Origin of the sequence: Mycolicibacterium tusciae, assembly GCF_002086795.1 — a bacterium.
GTDB lineage: Bacteria > Actinomycetota > Actinomycetes > Mycobacteriales > Mycobacteriaceae > Mycobacterium > Mycobacterium tusciae.
The window spans coordinates 325,677-342,307 of the sequence record NZ_MVIM01000004.1 but is presented as its reverse complement, the minus strand read 5'-3'; the positions used below and the strand labels follow the sequence as shown (position 1 = coordinate 342,307).

The following is a 16,631-nucleotide window of genomic DNA, read 5'->3' as shown; positions in this document are numbered from 1 at the left end:
GGACAATGAGTTTGTGACAGCGTCCCCGCAGTTGGTGATCTTCGACCTCGACGGCACCCTGACCGACTCGGCTCAGGGCATCGTGGCGAGCTTCCGTCATGCGCTGGACGCCGTGGGCGCCGTCGCCCCCGAAGGCGACCTGGCCCCCATGATCGTCGGCCCGCCGATGCATCACACGCTGCGCGACATGGGCCTCGGCGAGCAGGCCGACGCTGCGATCGCCGCCTACCGGGAGGACTACCTGGACCGGGGTTGGGCGATGAACCGCCCGTTCGACGGGATCCCCGCACTGCTCGCCGACCTGCGGACCGCGGGAGTCCGGCTGGCGGTGGCGACGTCCAAAGCCGAGCCGACGGCGGTCCGGATCCTCACCCACTTCGAGCTCGACGGGCATTTCGAGGTCATCGCGGGCGCCAGCGTCGACGGTTTGCGCGCCACCAAGTCCGAGGTCGTCAAACGCGCGTTGGCCCAGCTCGAGCCGCTGCCGGACCGCGTGCTGATGGTCGGCGACCGGTCGCACGACGTCGAGGGCGCCGCCGAGCACGGCATCGACACCGTGGTGGTCGCCTGGGGATACGGTCGCTCGGACTTCGAGGGCCCCGACGCCGTCGTCCCCCACGCACGGGTCACGACCGTGGACGAGCTCCGGACGGTGCTCGGTGTCTGAGTCAGCCGACGCGCCGCTGCACGTCACCTTCATCTGCTCGGGCAACATCTGTCGCTCGCCGATGGCGGAGAAGATGTTCGCCCACCAGCTCAGCGAGCGTGGTCTGGCGGGCGCGGTGCGGGTGACGAGTGCGGGTACCGGCGGCTGGCACGCGGGCGAGCCCGCGGACCGCCGGGCCAGTCACGTGCTTCGCGCGCACGGATACCCCTCGACGCACCGCGCTGCGCAGGTCGACGACGACCATCTGTCCGCCGACCTCGTCATCGCGCTGGGACGCAACCATCTGCGGATACTGACGGATCTGGGCGTCGATGCGGACAGAGTCCGGATGCTGCGCTCGTTCGATCCGAGGTCGGGGGCGCATGCGCTGGACGTCGAGGATCCCTATTACGGCGATCACGACGATTTCGAAGACGTCTTCTCCGTGATCGACGCGTCTCTGCCCGGCCTGCATCAGTGGGTGGACGAGCAGCTTTCCGCCCGTGGAATCGCGAGCTGATGAAGCGCTGGTCCTTCTTGTTCAAGCCGTCCTGGCTGGCGCTGGCGGTGGTGGTGGTCGCGTTCGCGTACCTGTGTTTCACCGTGTTGGCGCCGTGGCAGCTCGGCAAGAACTCCAAGACGTCGCGGGAGAACAACCAGATCTCACACTCCGTGACCGCCGATCCGGTGCCGGTGACAACGCTTTTACCGCAACAGGATTCGTCGGCACCCGACGACCAGTGGCGCCGGGTAACCGCGACCGGAAAGTATCTGCCCGACGCCCAGGTGCTGGCGCGGTTGCGGTCGATCGAGGGCGAGCCCGCCTTCGAGGTGCTGGTGCCCTTCGCGGTCGACGGCGGTCCGACCGTGCTCGTCAACCGCGGTTACGTTCGCCCGGAGGGCGGGTCCAAGGTCCCGCCGATTCCCGCGCCGCCGGCGGGGACGGTGACCGTCACCGCCCGGTTGCGGGACTCCGAAGGGCTCGTGCGGGACAGGGAGCCGTTCCGCCAGGACGGCGCACTGCAGGTGTATTCGATCAATGTCGGGCAGATCTCCACGCTCACCGGCGTGCCGCTGGCGGGGTCGTACCTGCAGCTGGTCGAGGACCAGCCCGGCGGGCTGGGCGTGCTCGGGTTGCCCAACCTCGACGCCGGTCCGTTCCTGTCGTACGGCATCCAATGGATTGCGTTCGGGATCATCGCGCCGATCGGCCTCGGCTACTTCGCGCGCGCCGAGATCCTGCAGCGTCGGCGGGACAAGGCGGCCAAGGAAGCCGCGGACGCCACGCCGGACGCACCGGTCACGACGGAGGCGAAGCTCGCCGACCGCTACGGCCGACGCCGCTGAGAAGCACCGCGAGGAGTGCGGTCGCGATCTGAACCGCGCGCGACAACCGAACGGCGCGGCTGAGGTCGGCGATCCGCGGTGGCGGGCCGTCGCCGAGTGTCGGCCGGATCTCGAGTTCGTGGGCGTACTGGGTCGGACCGCCCAGCCGCACACCAAGCGCACCGGCGAAGGCGGCTTCCACGACACCCGCGTTGGGACTGGGATGACGTGCCGCGTCGCTGCGCCACGCCCGCCACGCTCCGAGCGGTGACCCGCCGACCACGGGCGCGCACACCATGACCATGACGGCCGTGGCGCGGGCGGCGATGAAGTTGGCGGCGTCGTCGAAACGGGCTGCGGCCCAACCGAATCGGTTGTAGCGCGGTGTGCGGTGACCGATCATCGCGTCCAGCGTGTTGGCGCCGCGGTAGACCAGAATGGCGGGAACCCCGCCGATGGCCCCCCACAGGATCGGGGCCACCTGTGCGTCGGAGGTGTTCTCCGCGACCGATTCCAGCGCCGCGCGGGCAAGGCCGTCGGCGTCGAGGACTGACGGATCGCGTCCGCACAGCGACGGCAGGAGCGCCCGAGCGGCGTCGACGTCACCTGCGGCCAGGTGGGCGGCCATCTGATTGCCGGCCCGCGTGAGTGACGTCCCGCCCAGTGCCACGAAAGTCGCCGCGGCCAGTGACACGAAAGTCGCCGGCGCTCCCACACGCCCTGCCACGCGCTCGATCGCTACGCCTGCCGCGCCGAGGGCCCCGAGCAGAGCGGCGGTGTGGACGGCACCGGCGGGGCGGGTATCGGCATAGCTCAGCCGCTCGAAAGCCGCTGCGCCGCGGCCGAACAACGCCACCGGATGACCCCGTCGGGGGTCGCCGAACAGCAGGTCGGCCAGCCACCCCGCCGCGATCCCTGCGGCGCGGCCGCGGCCATGTGGCGCAAACACTCCCGCAGCGTCTCACAGGGTGGTTCGCGCACAATCGGCTGGCCGGAGGTCCATGATCACAACAGACACAACAGCGAGGAGTCCACGATGACGTTCCCGGCCCTTAACCATGTCGCGCTGACGGTGCGTGACCTCGAAGTCAGCGGCCCGTGGTACCGGGCCTTGCTCGAGGCCGAACCCGTCCTTGACGAGCACACCGATGCGGGTTTTCACCACCTGGTGTGGGCGTTCGAGAACGGCACCTTGTTCGGCATCCATCAGCACGATCAGCAAGCACCCGACGAACGATTCACCGAGTTCCGCGCCGGGCTGGACCACGTCGGCTTCGGATGTGCGGACCGCGGCGCGCTGGAACAGTGGGTGCAACGGCTCGACGCCCTGGGTGTCGAGCACAGCGGCATCGTCGACGAGAGCTACGGGTCAGGGCTGAGTTTCCGGGATCCCGACGGCATCGCGTTGGAGTTCTTCGCGCCGCCTAGCCCAGCGTGACGATGATCCCCGTCGCCGGGTCGACCTTTCCGTCGAGCAGGTCGAGGTAGGCCCGCTGGATCTCGTCCTCGGTCGAAATCCGCTCGACCCGGAGCCAGCTTGCGGCCCACTGCGCGAACGGCGCCCACGACTCGGCGACCCTGCGGTCGAGCTCGGCGGTCCCCCAGTCGTTGCCGCGCTTGGTGATCCGGTCCGGCGCGAAGAAGAACACCGGGCTTGGGCCCGCGAGTTCGCCTGCCCCCGATGCCATTTCCGTCCAGTGGGTGGCACCGACCGTCGAGCTGTGGGCCAGCCGATCCCCGTAGTGGGCGTGCACTTCGGTGCGCACCCCACCGTCGCCGGAGATGTCGACATAGACCGCGCGCTCACCGGGCAGCTCGGACACCGCGTCGTACAGACACACCGAGTCGTAGATGTTCAGCCCCTCAACGAACTCCCGGTTGCCCCGCGATGTCAGTCCCAGCACCTTGATGCCGTCGCGCTTGGCGAGCAGGTAGGCCGCGATCAGCGCCGTTTTCGACGACGCGCTGGAGATGACGATCGTGTCGGCGCCGAAGAAGTCCTCGTCGGCGAGGAAATCGTCGATGAGGAAGGACGTGAAGAACAGCGGGAAGAACAGGATGTGTTCGGTCTCGCGGTCGGCCGAGTAGACGGGATCGGTCACGATATTGCGATAACCCTGGTAGGCCGATGGAAGATCCGCCCGATGCGGTGCGGCGTCGAGGAAGCCTTTCTCGTTGACGCGCGACGGGACGACCACCAGGTGGCTGGCGCACGGCAGGTAGCCGTAGACCCGCATGCCCTCCGGCAGGCCGGAATTGCGGGACCTCTCCACGTGGGCGTAACCCCAGACGTTGAGCTTCCCCCACTCGGGATCGGACGCCGGGAAGAAGCCCCAGTAGTTCATGGCGTCACCGAATACGGCGTACGTGATGTTGTTGGCGGTCAGCCCGAACGATTCAATCCGAAGCAGCGCCTCGCCGTCGGCAGGCGACGGCGGGTCGCCGTTGACGATGCGGGTGTCGTGCAGGTCCTTGCGATTCAGCTCCAGGTCCACGCGGCCAGCCTTACATAAAGGCGCGATTCCCATACCGGTCGAGCGAAACCAGTTCTCCGACAGGACGACGCGTCGTGGGGCCGTACTTGCCGATCGGCCAGCCCATCGGGATCACCGCGCACGGGGTGACGTTCCACGGCAGGCCGAGGACGCGGCGGGCCAAGAACTTGCTCCACAGCGGAATGGTGATCAGCGCCGCGCCCAGGCCTGCGGCACGGGCCGCCAGCAGGAGGTTCTGCACGGCTGGATAGATGGAACCGTAGGCACTGGTCACCGCGACCGGCGGCCACGGCGGGACGACACCTTTGAGACACGCCACGATCACCACGGGGATCTCGTCGAAGTGTTCGGCCTGCCACCGCACGGCCTTCTCGTTGCGGAGCATCTTGTCGTCCATCCGGCCGCCGAGCGCGCGCTTGTAGAGAGCGCCGCCGAGCTTGATGGCCGTGCGGTTCAGGCGGCCGAGTTTCGCGACCACGTCACGGTCCTTGACGACGATGAACTCCCAGTTCTGCGCGTTGGAGCCCGTCGGCGCCTTCATGGTCAGTTCGAGGATGTGCAACAGCAGTGCGTCATCGACCGGGTCGGGTTTGATCCGACGGATCGCCCGCTGCGTGCGCATCGCCTCTTCGAGCGACATGGTCAAGGCTTCTTGTTGGGTCATGTCTTCGATCCCAACACGGCGAGCGCCCGGGGCACGAGGCAAGGGTGGGCGCGGACGGTATCGAACCGCCGACCGCTGGTGTGTAAAGCTGCCGCAAAGCGTCCGCATGGTCTCATTGCGTCTCGTAGATGGCGAGATGTCCAGGTCACGCGTCCCAGATGTGTCGCCGCGTTCACCGATTCACGTCTCGTTGTTGCGCGTCTTGGCACACTCTCGGCACACCGGGGGTCGGTTTCTGCGTGCTTCAAAGATCGACTGGTTGAGTTTCGCGATCGAAGCACTCGCCCGATTGCACGCTCTAGTTGCAATCCGGGCGGTGGCTCCTCGGGTAGCAGCCATGACCTGCGATTACACGATCCTCGTTACAGAATATTCGTTACAGGAATCCTGTTACAGGGATCCTGTAATCGCAGGTCAAGGGGTCTAGAGCCCATAAGGAACGTTCAACCGCGGAGCTGCAGGTAATGCGTGACCAGGTAGCACCAGCAGGTTCAGACTCATTCCGATGTCCGGAGAACCAGAACGGTCGACCGCCCGCCGCAAGAATCGAACCCGTGAATCTCTGGGTTTTGAGCCAGCCGGTTGCGTTCTTGCCGTTGCAGCCACGTCGCTAACGTGCTGGTCGGCCGCGATTCAGCGTCTCGCGTGTCGCGCCGTGTCGAGGCGTTCGCCCGTGTTGCGCACGGTTTCGTTCACAAATCCGTTCACATCGGTGACGCTGCCTTTGCGCTGCTTGGTCGGTCGCGGAACCTCGGCGACACCCAGCCGTGAGTGTCGTCCGCGCCGCCTAGGCTGCCGACGTGGCAGGTGAGCGACGACGTTACGACGTACGCGAGATATTGCAGCCGTCGGAGAACCTGGAGCGGACGGTGCTCACGGTGGTCGGCGGTTGGGAGCTGGTGCGGGCGCAGGTCAATTTCAACAGCTTCACCGATGCCGGGCCGGATACCGAGTGGGCCGGGTCGGACAAGCTGGCCAAGACTCTGCGCGAGATGGCCGTCAGCCCTCGACGACGCGATGAGGGAGGGACTGGTGGCCCGTAACGTCGCCCGTTTGGTCAAGCGCCCAGGGGTCGAGCATCACGAGATGGCTAGCTGGACGCCGGAACAGGCCGGCCAGTTCCGCGAGCATCTGCGCGACGAGCGGCTGATCGCCTGCTGGCTACTGACATTGGCAGGGCTGCGCCGGTCGGAAGTTCTCGGACTGCGGTGGTCCGATGTCGACTTCGATGCTGGCACCGTTCGGTCGCCCAGGGCCGCGTCGTGGTCGAGGGGCACGGCACGGTGACCGGCGAACCGAAGTCGAAGCGGTCCCGGCGGGCGTTGCCGATGCCCGCCGACGTTCTCGCCGCGCTTCGGGCCTTCAAGGTCCAGCAAGCGAGCGAGCGCCTGGCCCTCGGCGAGCGATACCCCGAAACCGGCTTCGTCGCCGTCAACGAGGACGGCTCCCCCATCCGGCCGGAGACCTACTCGGACGAATTCGCCCGGCTGGCGAAAGCCGCTGGCGTGCCGGCGATTCGGCTGCACGACGTCCGGCACACCGCTGCCACCATGCTCCTCGACGGCGGCACCACACCGTCGGCTACAGCCAAGTGGTTGGGTCACGACCCGGCGATCACTCTGCGGGTTTATGGGCATGTCTACGACGACGCGCTGGCGGCGGCGGGCGATGCGCTGCTCGGCCGGTCGAGGGCCAACGGAGACCGGTGACCTGGCAGTGGCTATGTCAGCTCTTGTCGCGGTTTCCGTGGTCGCAGGCCGGTAAACGCCACATCGTCGATGGCGCGCGCGACGAGGCCCTCGTCTAGCGCGTCGTCGGTAATGAGGTAGGTCAGGGCGCTGGTCGTAACGGCGCCGAACAGCGCGATGGCTGCAGCCCGGGCGTTGTCGACAGCAACCAGGGAACCGTCGGCGGCTCCCTCCCGAAGCAGGGTCTCGACGGGTTCGAGGTAGGCGATGCTGATCATGTCAGCGATGACGGGTATGCGGGCGGCGCGGCCCAGTTCGCCGATCAGGGCGCGGCAGGCGGCGGGGCGTTGGGCCATCACCCGTAGCTGCGCGCTGATGGCGCGGTGAAGGCGGTCGGCGCCCGTACCGTCACCGGTCGCGATCGTGGTCACCTCGTTGGCCACCTGCTGCAGGGCGTCTTCGAGCAAGAACGCGAGGATGTCCTCTTTGCCTGCGAAGTAGTAGTACAGGGTGGCTTTGGCAATTCCCGTGGCTGCGGCGACGTCTTCGATCTTGGTGTCGTTGAGACCGCGCTCGGCGAACAGTGCGGCTGCCGCGGGCAGCCGTTGGGCAATTTGAGCGGGAACCTCGCGCATTGACTCTCCTGTCAATTAGACTCTGAGTTTAAACCGACGTTCTGCAATGTGGCGGGAGTTCCATATGTCGACGGTGCAAATTCGCTATGACCCTTTCGATGCGGACATTCAGGACGATCCCTACCCCGCATACCGGTTGATGCGTAATGAGGTCCCGGTGTATCGGGCGGAGGCCTCCAACACGTGGGTCCTCAGTCGCCACGACGACGTCAGCGCGGCATTGTTGGATCATCACACCTATTCGTCAGTCAATGGTGTTTTTCCGACGCCGCCGGACGCGCCGTTCCTGGAATCATTCCTGCCGATGATGATCATGATGGATCCACCGCGCCACGATCAGCTAAGAGCCTTGGTCAGCAGGGCGTTCACCCCTCGGCGCGTTGCTGCCCTCGGCGAGGGTATCGAGCAGTTGGCCGAGCAGCTGGTCGAGAAACTCGATTTGTCCTGCGGGACGGTGGATTTCGTCGCTGAGTTCGCGGGCATTCTTCCGGCCATGGTCATTGCTGACCTGTTAGGTGTTCCGCGCGAGGACCGTACCCAGTTCCGGCAATGGTCGAGCACATTGATTCAGTCAAACCCGGCCCGTGGCGAGGTGGGGGAAGGCCTTGCTGCCGCAGCCGCGGTATATGCATACTTCGCCGACTTCCTGGCTGACCGTCGTCGGACGCCGCGTGAGGATTTGATGTCGGCTCTGGTCAGCGCCGAGGTGGACGGTGAGAAGCTCAGCGACGATGAACTTCTCGGGTTCTGCTTGCTCCTGCTGATCGCGGGCCACGAGACCACCACGAACCTGTTGGCCAACGCCACGGTGGTGCTTGCCGAGCATCCGCAGAGTCGTCATCGGCTGGCCGCCGACCCCGCACTGCTCGGTCAGGCGGTCGAGGAATTGTTGCGCTATGACTCACCGGTGCAGGGACTTTCGAGGGTGCTGACCACCGACGTGACGCTGCACGGCATCACTATGTCCGAGGGGGACTCGGTGCTTCTGTTGTTTGGCTCGGCCAACCGCGATGAACGGGTGTTTGCGCACCCGGACGTCTTCGATATCGATCGCAAACCCGAACACCAGGTGGGTTTTGGCCGGGGCGTCCATTTCTGCCTTGGTGCTGCGCTGGCGCGGATGGAGGCTCGAATCGCCTTGCACGCCTTCCTGTCGCGGGTGCCCGATTGGCAGGTCGATCTCGATTCGGCAATACGGCTGCGCTCGGGGCCCATCCGCGGCTATCTCTCGCTGCCGATCACCTCGTCGACGAACTAATCCCGGCGCACGAGCCTCAACCGACGGCGAGCGGAGTACCGCCGTCGCGGACCGAATGATTACGGGACTGGACCTACGTGGTTACGGGTTCGGTGTCCTTTGGCGCGCCATCGTCCGGCTGGCCGCTGCTTACTCACCGCGCCGCTTCCAACTTTCAGGCCAACGGTTCCCCACCCGCCCGCAGATGTGGTACCAACAGTATCGCAGCGAAACTGTTCGTACCGGAGGTTTTGGGGTGTCTGATCACTTGCCATATCGCGATGTTGCATCCGACCGTTCGCTTGCACCACCAGCGGAGCTGCTGCCCCCCCATACGCCGACATGCATGGGCTGCGGCCCGGACAATCCTCACGGCCTGCATCTGGTGGTGTACCGCTGCAGCGACGAGGTGTATGCCGATGTGATCTTCGACGACCGCCACATCGGGGCGCCGGGGTTGGCGCATGGCGGCGCGGTGGCCGCCGCGTGCGATGACCTCTTGGGCTTTACGTTGTGGATCGCCGGCACGCCTGCGGTGACGCGCAGCCTGACCGTCGAGTATCTGCTGCCGGTGCCGCTGCATCAACCTCACCGGATCGCCGCGCACATCACCGCGCGGGAGGGCCGCGCCCTACATGTCAGCGGGACGGGCACGAGCACTAATGGGGTCACCCGGTTCACCGCGAGCGCGGTGTTCGTCGTGGTGACCACCGACCACTTCGCGGCCCACGGTGATCTGGCCGCGTTTGATGGCCTGCTCGAGCAATTCGCGCGCAGCAGCGGACCCCACACAGACCCCCACGACCCGGCATCGTGACCGCACCCGACACCCGCATGCCCCCCAAGGTGCCACTGTCTCAGGTAGATTCACCGCCGGACCCGCCAAAGGCGACTGCAGCGCCACATTCGCGCGCGTCGACCCGTCGCCGGGAGGCGATTTTGGATGCGGCGCTGATCGTGGCCGCGGCGGGCGGCTATGAGGCCGTTCAGATGCGCACGGTGGCCCAGCGCGCCGGCATCGCCGTGGGCACGCTATATCGCTACTTCCCGTCCAAAACCCACCTACTGGTATCGGCACTGACCCGAGAATTCCAGCGCCTCGACGCCAGCTATGACTGGACCGCCAGCGCCGCCGCACCCCAGCAGCGACTGGACCGGCTCACCGCCTATCTGCACGAACGCTGGCAGAGCGACCCACTTCTCACCGAGGCCATGACCCGGGCCTTCGTTGTCGCCAATACCAGCGACGCCGCGGCGGTCAACAAGGCTGCCGCCGTGATCGAACGCCTGCTCGCCCGCACGCTGGGCGGCGGCAAGCCCGACCCATTAGACCAACGGGTCGCCGAAGTCATCGCCGACATCTGGCTGGCGAACCTGACTGCATTCATCGGCCAACGGGCCTCGGCGACTGAGACACGCGACCGTATCGAGCGGGCTACCAGGCGGGTTCTCGACAGCCTGAGCTCCATCAGCGCCGGCAGCTAACGCTACTGGTGGTATCGCAGCGCTACCTGCCGTACCATTTGGGGAACGACCCGATGACGTGTCGAAGGAGGCGCGATGTATAGCCAATGGATCGAAGACTGCGTTGTGCAGCGGATGTCTTTGCACGACGGGCTGGTGTTGGACCTCGATGACTACAACGAGCTGGTTATCTCCTGCCCACTGCGGCTCACGTTGCCCGCCACCGGTGACTTTCCTGCCGAGGAAGTGCTCATCGATCCCTACCGGGTCGCCGAGCATGAACGCCCGCTGCTGGACTTGGCGGGCGCGGTGTGCACGCACGCATGCTACGGCGACGACGGCGCGCTACACCTGGGCTTTTCCCGCGGGCACCGCATCGATGTCGACGCCGACGCACACGCCACCGCCTGGGAGCTCTACGGCAAACACCACGGCTACATGGCGTGCCTGCCGCGTGGCCGGGTCCGGGTGGTCCGCCACGACATCCCCGAAGACGACGACGCCGACGCCGATGTCGCCGCACGTCATTAGCGGTCGGAGACGCGCCCGAATCGCTTGCCCGCCCAGGCAGGGGTTGCGAACCACTATGGCACTGCTAGTAGCGTAGCGATACCGATAGTCTCGCTTCGGATGGAGGTGTGGTGACCGACAGCGATCCAGATGTTTCGGGCACCGCAACGACACTTCGGCCGCGAAACGGCCGTTCGACGGATCCGGCCCGCTCCAGTGAGTACAGCGCACGGCTGGCGGCGCTGGCTGGGTTCACGGTGCGACACAAGATGCTGGTGATCGGGGCGTGGCTCGGTGTTGCGGTGGTGCTGGCGCTGCTGTTTCCCCAGTTGGAGACTGTGGTGCGGCAGCAGTCGGTGGACCTGATCCCGCGTGATGTGGGCTCGTTTCAAACCGTGGACCGGATGAGCGCGGCCTTCGGCGAAGAGGGCTCCAAGACGGTGGTGTTCGTCGCGATGGAAGACCCCGCCGGACTGACGCCGTCGGCACGGGATCGCTACGAGCAGCTGGTGACGGGGCTGCGCGCCGACACCGACCACGTTCTGCTGGTTCAGGACCTGCTTGCCGACCCGGTCACCGAAGCCCAAGCTGTCAGCCAGGACCGAAAGGCCTGGTACCTACCGGTGGGGATCGCGGGAACGCTGGGTGATCCCACCGCCGCAGAGTCTGTCGAAGCCGTGCGTGACATCGCCGCTGAGGCGTTTCGCGACTCCAGCACGACGGTGCGCGTGACCGGTCCGCCGGCGACATTCCGCGACCAGATCGCCTCCGCCGAGCACGATCTGGTGTTCATCTCGATCGCCACCGCGGGTCTGATCGCGCTGATTCTGCTGATCGTGTACCGGTCGGTGGTCACCGCGCTGCTGCCGCTGCTGGTGATCGGGGTGAGCTTGGCAGTCGGGCGCGGTGTGCTGTCGGCTCTCGGCGAGCTGGGCATGCCCGTCTCGCAGTTCACCGTGGCGTTTATGACCGCGATCCTGCTGGGTGCGGGCACCGACTACACGGTGTTTCTGATCAGCCGTTACCACGAGCAGCGCCGCGCGCAGGTGCCGGCCGAGCAGGCCGTCATCCACGCCACCGCCAGCATCGGCCGGGTGATCCTGGCCTCGGCGGCCACAGTCGCATTCGCGTTCCTGGCGATGGTGTTCGCCCGGCTCAGCGTGTTCGCCGCGCTCGGCCCGGCATGCGCTGTCGCGGTTCTTTTCGGGTTCCTGGCCACCGTCACGCTGCTGCCGCCGGTGCTGGCGCTGGCCGCCAAACGCGGCATCGGTGAGCCCAAACCCGACCGCACCCGCCGCTACTGGAACAGCGTCGCTGTGGCCGTGGTCCGTCGGCCGGTTCCGCTACTGGCCATCAGCCTGGTCATCCTCATCGCGCTGTCGGCGGTCGCCGCGACGATCAAGATCAGCTACGACGACCGCAGGGGCCAGCCCGCCAGCACCGAAAGCAACCAGGGCTACCAGCTGCTGGACCGCCACTTCCGTAAAGACATTGTCATCACCGAATTCCTCCTGGTCGAAAACCCCACCGACATGCGCACCGGCAAAGGGCTGGCCGATCTCGACGAGATGGCCTCCCGTGTCTCCCAGATTCCGGGTGTCACCAAGGTGTCCGGTGTCACCCGCCCCACCGGCGAACGGCTCGACCAAGCCGAATTGGCTTGGCAGAACCAACAGATCGGCGACAAGATGGCCGGCGCCGTCGCCGACGGCAACGCCCGCAAAGCCGATCTGGCCAAACTCACCAACGGCGCCGACCAACTCGCCGCCGGGCTGGCCCAACTCGACACCACCCTGCGCACCGCGCTGACCCCGCTGAGCGGCATCTTGAGCCAAGCCCAAACCGCCGGGACGCAAATACAGCGGTTCCGGCCCCTGCTGCAACAACTTTCGGCCACCGCACCAGCGGTCGACCAGGCCATCCAATCCGGGCCGGGGCTGCGGCCCCTGGCCGACCGAGCCGCCAACGCCATCGCCATGCTGGATCCGCTCGTCGGCGCCCTCAACACCTCCCCGTGGTGCGCGACCACACCCCAATGCGCCCAGATCCGCGACCAGGTCCAGATCCTGGTGACTCTACGCAACGGCGGCTTTTTCACCCAGGTCGCCGACCTCGGCGACCGCTACAACCCCGCCACCAACGCCACCGTCGCCGGCACCCTCGCCAACGTCCAAACCGCCGTCGCCTCCATGAACAAGGCATTCGGAGCCCTCGGTGACCCCGCCGATCTGGCCGGCAACATCGGCCGCCTCCGGGACGGCATCAGCCAACTCGCCTCCGGCGCCCAAGCGCTGGCCACCGGGGTTCACACGCTCGCCGACAGCAACATCGAGATGCTGTCGGGCATGAGCCAGATCGCCACGCAACTGCAAAACTCGGCCCGCGCGAGTGCGGGCTCGGACTCCTCCAGCGGCTTCTACCTGCCCGCCAACACCTTCGAAAACCGCCAATTCGCCGATGTCGCTAAGCAATTCCTGTCCCCCGACGGCAAGACTGCCCGTTTCGCCATCGAATCTCACCACGACCCCTACAGCGGCGAGGCCACGAAGCTCACCCACACGATCACCGACGTCGCCAACGCCGCCCGCCCCAACACCTCACTGGCCCAAGCCACCGTGTCGGTTGCGGGATTTCCCGCCGTCAACTCCGACCTCCAACGCCTGCTGTGGACCGACTTCGCCCAACTGGTCATCGCCACTCTGGTCATCGTCGGCTTGATCCTGGTACTGCTGCTGCGCGCCCTGCTGGCACCGCTGTACCTGCTAGGCACGGTCGTGCTGAACTACCTGGCCTCACTGGGCATCGGCGTCCTGGTATTCCAATGGGGACTCGGCTACGAAATCGCCTGGCCCGTACCGCTTCTGGCGTTCATCATCCTCGTCGCCGTCGGCGCCGACTACAACATGCTGCTCGTCTCGCGGCTACGTGAGGAATCCGGCACCAACATCCGCGTCGGCGTGCTACGCACCGTGGCCAACACCGGCTCCGTCATAACCTCAGCCGGGCTCATCTTCGCCGCCAGCATGTTCGGCCTCGTGGTCGGCTCAATTGCCATCATGATCCAAGTTGGCTTCATCGTCGGCTGCGGACTTCTGCTGGACACCTTCCTGGTCCGCACCCTCACCGTCCCCGCCATCGCCACACTCCTGCGCGAAGCCAGCTGGTGGCCACAACGGGCTACCCGCCGCCCATGACACGTGAGTCGGCGTCGGTTGCCAACTGACACACTGCTAGCCCATGGTGATGAAGCGCTTCAGCCGAGTGCCGGTCAGGGTCGGCTAGTGGTCAGGACGTGCCGGCGGATGGATCGCCCATGGGTTGCGCGGCGACCCGCTTGGCCAGTAGAAAGTCATCGACCATTCGGATGCGGTCATCGGCGCTGATCGTTTTCATACCGGTGAGCTTGGCGAAAACGATGGGCCCGACCAGCTGGATGATGGCCATGGTGGTGTCGAGGTGACCGAGTTCGGCGCGGGCCTCGGCGCTTTGCAGCAGGTCGTCGAAGGGTTGGCGGTACTGGTCGATGACTCGGTGGCCCAGCGCAGCCCGCACGTTGCGCCGCTCGTCCTCAGGTTGGTCGGGGCCCATGGCCAGCCACGCCAGGGTGGTGAGTTGCAGTGGGGCCTCGTCGATAAGCGTGGCTTGCCGGTTCACCAGTTCGATGAGCCGCTCGCGCAGTGAACCGCTGGCCAGCGGTGTGGCGACCTGAGGCAGCAGCCGCTCGAACGCCGCGGCCAGCAAGTGGGTGGTACTACCGAAGTGCCGGTACAGCGTCGTCCGGGCAACCTTGGACATGCGGGTCACCGCGTCCACCGTGACCGCCTCCACCCCACCCGAGGTCAACAACGCGGTCGCCGCATCCAGCAGTCGGGCGCGTGACCGAATCCGGCGCGGATCGACGTCATCGACATCCTCACCCGCGTCATCGACAAACGGCGCCGACGGTCGCGGCGGATCAATCGCTGCCATACCGAACTGCATACTCCTGGACTCACGGTTTTGGGAACTACCCCACCGGGCAACCCTATGCTACAGCTAGTAGCACAGTGATACCGATAGTTTCGTTTCATGGGTGGTGGTGTGTCGTGGCCTTAACCGGCAAACAAACAGCCGATGTGAGGCTGCGGTTGTCGCCGGCGCAGTGGTGGACGCTGGTGGTGTCGTGCCTGTCGGTGGCGCTGGTCGTGGGCGCGATGGCGGCGTTGTATGCGTCGTTGCCGGAAATCGCAGCCGCTACCGGAGCCTCCCAGCAGCAGCTGACCTGGATCATCGACGGCTACACCCTGGCGTTGGCGTGCCTGGTGCTTCCCGCCGGGGCGGTGGGCGACCGGTATGGGCGTCGCGCCGTGCTGGTGATCGGGTTGGCGGTGTTTTCGGCGGGCTCGGCGGTGCCGATCGTGGTCGATGATCCGTTGTGGATCATCGCAGCCCGTGCGGTTGCCGGGGTGGGCGCGGCGTTCGTGATGCCGTCGACCTTGTCGCTGTTGACTGCTGGCTTCCCCGACAGCCAGCGTGGCCGGGCTGTCGGCGTGTGGGCCGGGGTGGCCGGATCAGGGGCGGTGCTGGGCATTTTGTGCTCCGGCCTGTTACTCAACTACTGGTCGTGGGTGTCGAGCTTCGCGGGAATGACCGCAGCCGGGGTCGTCTTGCTCGCGCTGGCACTGACAATCGCCGAATCGCAAGACCAGAGCCATACTGCGCTGGATCCATGGGGTTCGGCATGGGTAGCGATCGCGATCGGGTTGGCAGTGGTGGCGCTCATCGAGGGCCCGGCGCGCGGCTGGACGGATCCCGTAGTAGTCGGCGGATTCCTCGGCTCCGCCGTGGCGGCAGTGCTGTTCGTGGTGGTCGAGCTGCGTGTCGATCACCCGTTGCTGGATGTGCGGCTGTTCGGCGACCGCGGATTCGGCAGCGGCACCGTGTCGGTGGCGCTGCAGTTCCTGGTGACCTTCGGGGTCTTCATGCTGCTGGTGCAGTACCTGCAGTTGATTCTGGGATATGCGCCGTTGCCCTCGGCAATCGCACTGGTGCCGATGGGCGTGCCGCTGGTCATCATTTCGCTGTTCGCGCCGTGGCTGTCCGACCGCGTCGGCCTGCGCGTGGTTACCGCCGCCGGGCTGGTGGTGATCGGTGTCGGGCTGATCATTTCCAGTCGCCTCGATGTCAACAGCGACTACTGGCCTCTGTTGTATGCGCTGTTGGTCATGAGCACTGGGCTGGGGTTGTGCACCGCGCCGGCGACCGCGGCCATCGTCAAGGGCACACCGGTCGAAAAGCACGGTGTGGCCGCCGCCGTCAACGACGCCGCCCGCGAGGTGGGCGCCGCGGTCGGTATCGCCATCGCTGGGAGCATCCTGGCCGCCGGCTACGCCGACCGGGTCACGCCGGCGTTGACCGGTCTGCCCGAGCCGCTGCGTGGTCCATTCTCTGAATCCCTGGCCGCGGCGGCCGAAGCCGCCGACCGGGCCGGCCCGCAAGGCGCGCAGCTGGTCGAGGTCGCCCAGTCGGCCTTCGTGCACGGCTCCCAGCAAGCATCAATCGTGTTGGCCTGCATAACGTTTGCCGCGGCCGCCACCCTTGCCGTGTGGGCGCCTGGCCGCACACAACCCCGGGCCACGACGCCCGAAGACGAAGCACAAACCGTCCCATCTGGTAGCCGGAACTTGCGATGACTTCGCGGTTCGAAGTTGCGTGTCTTGGCACACTTTCGGCACAGCTGGGGGCTCTCAGGAGGCATGCCCACCGCTCGCAGCGGCCTCGAGACGCGCCCGACGCTGCGCACAGCACTGTGTGCGGCCACTCCCCGTAGCCGTGCAGCGCGTCTACCCCCGCCGCCCGTTAGCAAACCTCGTCGATGGCAGGTCTTTACGCCACGCCATGCGTTGAAGCCCCGCGACGAATGTCGGAACATCGCTGCGAAGCAGGAGCCTAGCCGCGGCCGATGCCGCCGCGACGATCCCAGAGGC

At 66.5% G+C, this 16,631-nt stretch carries 18 protein-coding genes; 13 read left to right on the top strand and 5 right to left on the bottom strand.

The features are described from left to right. Nucleotides 1-13: 13 nt before the first annotated feature. Genes BST47_RS10210 through BST47_RS10200 form a run of 3 tightly spaced genes read left to right on the top strand, consistent with a single transcriptional unit; the run spans nt 14 to nt 1,993 of the window. Nucleotides 14-667, top strand: a complete 654-nt coding sequence (locus BST47_RS10210) for an HAD-IA family hydrolase (RefSeq protein WP_083125397.1) — start codon at nt 14-16, stop codon at nt 665-667. Then, complete coding sequence (locus BST47_RS10205) at nt 660-1,166, top strand: low molecular weight protein-tyrosine-phosphatase (protein ID WP_083125396.1); 507 nt, start codon at nt 660-662, stop codon at nt 1,164-1,166. The genes BST47_RS10210 and BST47_RS10205 overlap by 8 nt, the downstream gene beginning before the upstream one ends. After that, on the top strand, nt 1,166-1,993 hold the full coding sequence (locus BST47_RS10200) for an SURF1 family cytochrome oxidase biogenesis protein (RefSeq protein ID WP_083125395.1): 828 nt from the start codon (nt 1,166-1,168) through the stop codon (nt 1,991-1,993). The genes BST47_RS10205 and BST47_RS10200 overlap by 1 nt, the downstream gene beginning before the upstream one ends. Here the strand turns inward: BST47_RS10200 and BST47_RS10195 are convergent. Continuing rightward, nucleotides 1,947-2,921 (bottom strand): cobalamin biosynthesis protein, encoded by a 975-nt coding sequence (locus BST47_RS10195; RefSeq protein ID WP_083125394.1) that lies wholly within the window; start codon nt 2,919-2,921, stop codon nt 1,947-1,949. The genes BST47_RS10200 and BST47_RS10195 overlap by 47 nt on opposite strands. 87 nt (nt 2,922-3,008) lie before the next feature. Here BST47_RS10195 and BST47_RS10190 point away from each other — a divergent pair, with 87 nt between their 5' ends. Then, nucleotides 3,009-3,410 carry a VOC family protein gene (locus tag BST47_RS10190; protein WP_083125540.1) on the top strand — a complete coding sequence of 134 codons (402 nt, stop codon included), beginning with the start codon at nt 3,009-3,011 and terminating at the stop codon, nt 3,408-3,410. Here the strand turns inward: BST47_RS10190 and BST47_RS10185 are convergent. Further along, nucleotides 3,397-4,467: a DUF2855 family protein gene (locus BST47_RS10185; protein ID WP_083125393.1), complete on the bottom strand. Its 1,071-nt coding sequence runs from the start codon at nt 4,465-4,467 to the stop codon at nt 3,397-3,399. The two genes, BST47_RS10190 and BST47_RS10185, sit on opposite strands and share 14 nt — an antisense overlap. A gap of 10 nt (nt 4,468-4,477) precedes the next feature. Then, complete coding sequence (locus BST47_RS10180; protein WP_234809644.1) at nt 4,478-5,131, bottom strand: nitroreductase family protein; 654 nt, start codon at nt 5,129-5,131, stop codon at nt 4,478-4,480. An 800-nt stretch (nt 5,132-5,931) separates the two neighbouring features. Between BST47_RS10180 and BST47_RS10175 the strand changes: the two genes are divergently transcribed. Genes BST47_RS10175 through BST47_RS31050 form a run of 3 tightly spaced genes read left to right on the top strand, consistent with a single transcriptional unit; the run spans nt 5,932 to nt 6,840 of the window. Then, complete coding sequence (locus BST47_RS10175; protein ID WP_083125392.1) at nt 5,932-6,174, top strand: hypothetical protein; 243 nt, start codon at nt 5,932-5,934, stop codon at nt 6,172-6,174. Further along, complete coding sequence (locus BST47_RS31055; RefSeq protein WP_234809643.1) at nt 6,164-6,418, top strand: site-specific integrase; 255 nt, start codon at nt 6,164-6,166, stop codon at nt 6,416-6,418. The genes BST47_RS10175 and BST47_RS31055 overlap by 11 nt, the downstream gene beginning before the upstream one ends. Further along, entirely contained in the window at nt 6,415-6,840 is a 426-nt protein-coding gene (locus tag BST47_RS31050; RefSeq protein WP_420094026.1) for a tyrosine-type recombinase/integrase, read from the top strand. The genes BST47_RS31055 and BST47_RS31050 overlap by 4 nt, the downstream gene beginning before the upstream one ends. Before the next feature lie 11 nt (nt 6,841-6,851). Here BST47_RS31050 and BST47_RS10165 read toward each other — a convergent pair whose 3' ends face one another. Continuing rightward, nucleotides 6,852-7,454 carry a TetR/AcrR family transcriptional regulator gene (locus BST47_RS10165; RefSeq protein ID WP_083125391.1) on the bottom strand — a complete coding sequence of 201 codons (603 nt, stop codon included), beginning with the start codon at nt 7,452-7,454 and terminating at the stop codon, nt 6,852-6,854. A gap of 64 nt (nt 7,455-7,518) precedes the next feature. On the opposite strand from BST47_RS10165, the gene BST47_RS10160 reads away from it, so the two are divergent. The 5 genes from BST47_RS10160 (at nt 7,519) to BST47_RS10140 (ending at nt 13,859) form a co-directional block, all read left to right on the top strand. Further along, entirely contained in the window at nt 7,519-8,712 is a 1,194-nt protein-coding gene (locus BST47_RS10160; RefSeq protein ID WP_083125538.1) for a cytochrome P450, read from the top strand. Nucleotides 8,713-9,037: 325 nt separating this feature from the next. Beyond that, nucleotides 9,038-9,508, top strand: a complete 471-nt coding sequence (locus tag BST47_RS10155) for a PaaI family thioesterase (RefSeq protein WP_083125390.1) — start codon at nt 9,038-9,040, stop codon at nt 9,506-9,508. Beyond that, nucleotides 9,505-10,176, top strand: coding sequence for a TetR family transcriptional regulator (locus tag BST47_RS10150; protein WP_234809641.1), 672 nt, complete (start codon nt 9,505-9,507; stop codon nt 10,174-10,176). Before BST47_RS10155 ends, BST47_RS10150 begins: the two co-directional genes overlap by 4 nt. A 75-nt stretch (nt 10,177-10,251) precedes the next feature. Beyond that, nucleotides 10,252-10,686, top strand: a complete 435-nt coding sequence (locus BST47_RS10145) for a DUF6188 family protein (protein ID WP_083125388.1) — start codon at nt 10,252-10,254, stop codon at nt 10,684-10,686. Between the two features lie 110 nt (nt 10,687-10,796). Then, a complete protein-coding gene (locus BST47_RS10140; protein WP_083125537.1) occupies nt 10,797-13,859 on the top strand; it encodes an MMPL/RND family transporter in 3,063 nt (1,020 codons plus the stop codon). A gap of 91 nt (nt 13,860-13,950) precedes the next feature. Here the strand turns inward: BST47_RS10140 and BST47_RS10135 are convergent, their stop codons facing one another. Continuing rightward, entirely contained in the window at nt 13,951-14,634 is a 684-nt protein-coding gene (locus BST47_RS10135; RefSeq protein WP_083125387.1) for a TetR/AcrR family transcriptional regulator, read from the bottom strand. 146 nt (nt 14,635-14,780) lie between these two features. Between BST47_RS10135 and BST47_RS10130 the strand changes: the two genes are divergently transcribed. Continuing rightward, nucleotides 14,781-16,337, top strand: coding sequence for an MFS transporter (locus tag BST47_RS10130; RefSeq protein WP_234809640.1), 1,557 nt, complete (start codon nt 14,781-14,783; stop codon nt 16,335-16,337). Nucleotides 16,338-16,631: the final 294 nt, after the last annotated feature.